Origin of the sequence: Methylobacterium sp. (genome assembly GCF_028290105.1) — a bacterium.
In the GTDB taxonomy this organism is placed as follows: Bacteria; Pseudomonadota; Alphaproteobacteria; order Rhizobiales; family Beijerinckiaceae; genus Methylobacterium.
Genome location: NZ_JAQGKL010000207.1, coordinates 1 through 2,657 on the forward strand (window position 1 = coordinate 1; position 2,657 = coordinate 2,657).

The following is a 2,657-nucleotide window of genomic DNA, read 5'->3' on the forward strand; positions in this document are numbered from 1 at the left end:
AGGCCGGCGTCCACGTCTCGACGGTCCATGGTGAGTTCGCCCCGGAGTTCCGGGCTCAGATGCCGGGGGCGGCGGAGGACCCGCGTTTCTTCGCCACCGGCATCTCGCTGATCGCCCATCCGTGGAACCCGAACGCGCCGACCGTTCACATGAACACCCGGTTCGTCGTGACGACGAAGGCGTGGTTCGGCGGCGGAGCCGACCTCACGCCCGTGCTCGAACGGCGCCGGACCCAGGACGACCCCGATTCGCAGGTCTTTCATGCGGCGATGCGCGAGGCCTGCGAGGCCCATGCTCCGGCGGCCGATTACGGCCGCTACAAGGCTTGGTGCGAGGAGTACTTCCATCTCCAGCACCGCAACGAGCCGCGCGGCATCGGCGGCATCTTCTACGACTACCACTGGACCGGCGACCCCGCGGCCGACCTCGCCTTCACCCGCGACGTCGGCGGGGCCTTCCTCCAGGCCTATCCGGCCATCGTGCGGGCCAACATGGATACCCCTTGGACCGAGACGGACCGGCTGGAGCAGCAGGTCCGGCGCGGGCGCTACGTGGAGTTCAACCTCCTCTACGATCGCGGCACGATCTTCGGCCTGAAGACCGGCGGCAACGTCGCCTCGATCCTGTCCTCGCTGCCGCCCACGGTGCGCTGGCCGTGAGCGGTCCGGCCGCGCCGCCCGAGAATTCATCGCCCGAGAACGCACGGCCCGAGAACGCACGGCGAGAGACGCCGCCGCCGCAGGACATCACTGAAACCAACCGCGCGGTGGCGCGAATGCTGGCCAGCGCCTTCGGCGGCACGCCCTCCGTGGCGCGCCACCGCGCCGAGGCGGGCCCCAGCCACGTGGACATCCTGACCTGCCGCGAGGCACCCCGCCCCGGCCTCTCGGCCTACGCCACGGTGACCCTGGCCAACCACCCGCTCTATCGGGACGGGGCCGAATTTCCCGGCCGCTGCGAGATCCTCGGCCTCGCCGCCGCGCCGAATTTCGCAAACGCTCTGGCGGCCTGCGCCTTCCAGGTGATCGACGGCCGCTGGTTCCTCGCCCCCGGCATCGTGTTTCCGGGGATCCTGGCGGGCCGCGGCCTCTCGGATACGCTGCGGCACGTCCTTTTCGTGCCGCCCTTCCCGTTCGAGAATCGCCAGCAGACGATCGCCGCGCCCGACGTGAACGTGGCCTTCCTCCTCGCGGTGCCGATCTCGGACGCCGAATACGAGTTCGCGCAGGCATCCGGCGGCGATGCCCTCGAGGATCTGTTCGCGGAGCGCGGCACCGATCTCTTCGACCTTGCGCGGTCTTCGGTGCTCTGATGGCGGACACCGATCTGCCGACCCGCTTCGCGCCCCAGCAGGACGCGGCGCTGAAGGCCATCGCCGATTGGCGGAAATCCGGCGGAGCCCAGGTCTTCCGGCTGTTCGGCTATGCCGGCACCGGCAAGACCACGCTGGCGCGCCGCATCGCCGACGACGTCACCGAGGGTCCGGTGGTGTTCGGTGCCTTCACCGGCAAGGCGGCCTCCGTGATGCGCCAGAAGGGCTGCCACGACGCGGCGACGATCCACAGCCTGATCTACCGCACGAAAGAGACGGAGGATGGCGGCCCGGCCTTCACGCTGAACCGGACCGGGCCGGTCTCGAAGGCCGAACTCATCATCATCGACGAGTGCTCGATGGTGGATTCGGACCTCGGCAACGACCTCCTGTCCTTCGACAAGCCTGTGCTTGTGCTCGGCGACCCGGCCCAGCTACCCCCCGTGCGCGGCGGCGGCTTCTTCACGGAGGCCGAGCCCGACGTGATGCTCACCGACGTCCACCGCCAGGCCGCCGACGACCCCATCGTGCGCATGGCGATGACCGTGCGCGAGGGTGGGCGCCTGTCCATCGGCGCGTATGGCGAGAGCCGCATCGTCTCGCGCCGCGACATCGACCCGAACCTCGTGCTCCAGGCCGATCAGGTGCTGGTCGGCATGAACAAGACCCGGCGCCTCTACAACAACCGCCTGCGCGAACTCGCCGGCCACACCGATCCGATGCCGGCGGTGGGCGAGAAGCTGGTCTGCCTGCGCAACGACCGCACCAAGGGCCTCCTCAACGGATCGACCTGGACGGTGCAGGCCCAGCGCGCGTCGCCCCGCTCCGACACGGTACGCCTCGACGTCGTGCCGGAGGACGATCCGGCCCTGCGTCGCCGGCCCATCGACATCAAGGTCCTGCGCGCGGTGATGTCCGGCTCCGAGGAGGAGATCCCGGCCTTTCTGAAACGCGAGACCGACGAGTTCACCTATGGCTACGCGCTCACCGTCCACAAGGCGCAGGGATCGCAATGGGACGACGTGGTCCTGTTCGACGAATCCTTCGCCTTTCGCGAGCATCGGGCGCGCTGGCTCTACACCGGCCTGACCCGGGCAGCGCGCCGGATCACCGTGGTGGTCTAGGGCCCGGTGGCATTCGGGCGCGCCGGCGCCTACCTGCCCCCTATCGCACTCGCTTTCAGGAGCCCCCCTTGGCGCACGATTCGAACGGCCCGCCGCAGATGCATGCCACGACGATCCTCATGGTCCGCAAGGGCGGCCGGGTGGTGATCGGCGGCGACGGGCAAGTCAGCCTCGGGCAGACCATCGTCAAGGGCAACGCGCGCAAGGTCCGGCGGCTGGCC

The 2,657-nt window shown here is 69.6% G+C and carries 3 protein-coding genes and 1 pseudogene; all 4 read left to right on the forward strand.

Annotated elements, in window-relative coordinates:
• Positions 1-659: oxygen-dependent coproporphyrinogen oxidase (hemF, locus tag JWQ05_RS14935; RefSeq protein WP_299659778.1), on the forward strand; the 659-nt coding region annotated here is incomplete at its 5' end.
• Entirely contained in the window at positions 656-1,312 is a 657-nt protein-coding gene (locus JWQ05_RS14940) for a suppressor of fused domain protein (protein ID WP_299659780.1), read from the forward strand. The genes hemF and JWQ05_RS14940, both read left to right, overlap by 4 nt.
• Positions 1,312-2,436, forward strand: coding sequence for an AAA family ATPase (locus JWQ05_RS14945; RefSeq protein WP_299659782.1), 1,125 nt, complete (start codon positions 1,312-1,314; stop codon positions 2,434-2,436). Before JWQ05_RS14940 ends, JWQ05_RS14945 begins: the two co-directional genes overlap by 1 nt.
• A gap of 98 nt (positions 2,437-2,534) precedes the next feature.
• Positions 2,535-2,657, forward strand: a pseudogene (locus JWQ05_RS14950) (HslU--HslV peptidase proteolytic subunit); the annotation flags it as partial.

Excerpts from the sequence above, each read along its gene's own strand:
- JWQ05_RS14945 (WP_299659782.1), top strand. The coding sequence starts at position 1,312 with ATGGCGGACACCGATCTGCCGACCCGCTTCGCGCCCCAGCAGGACGCG.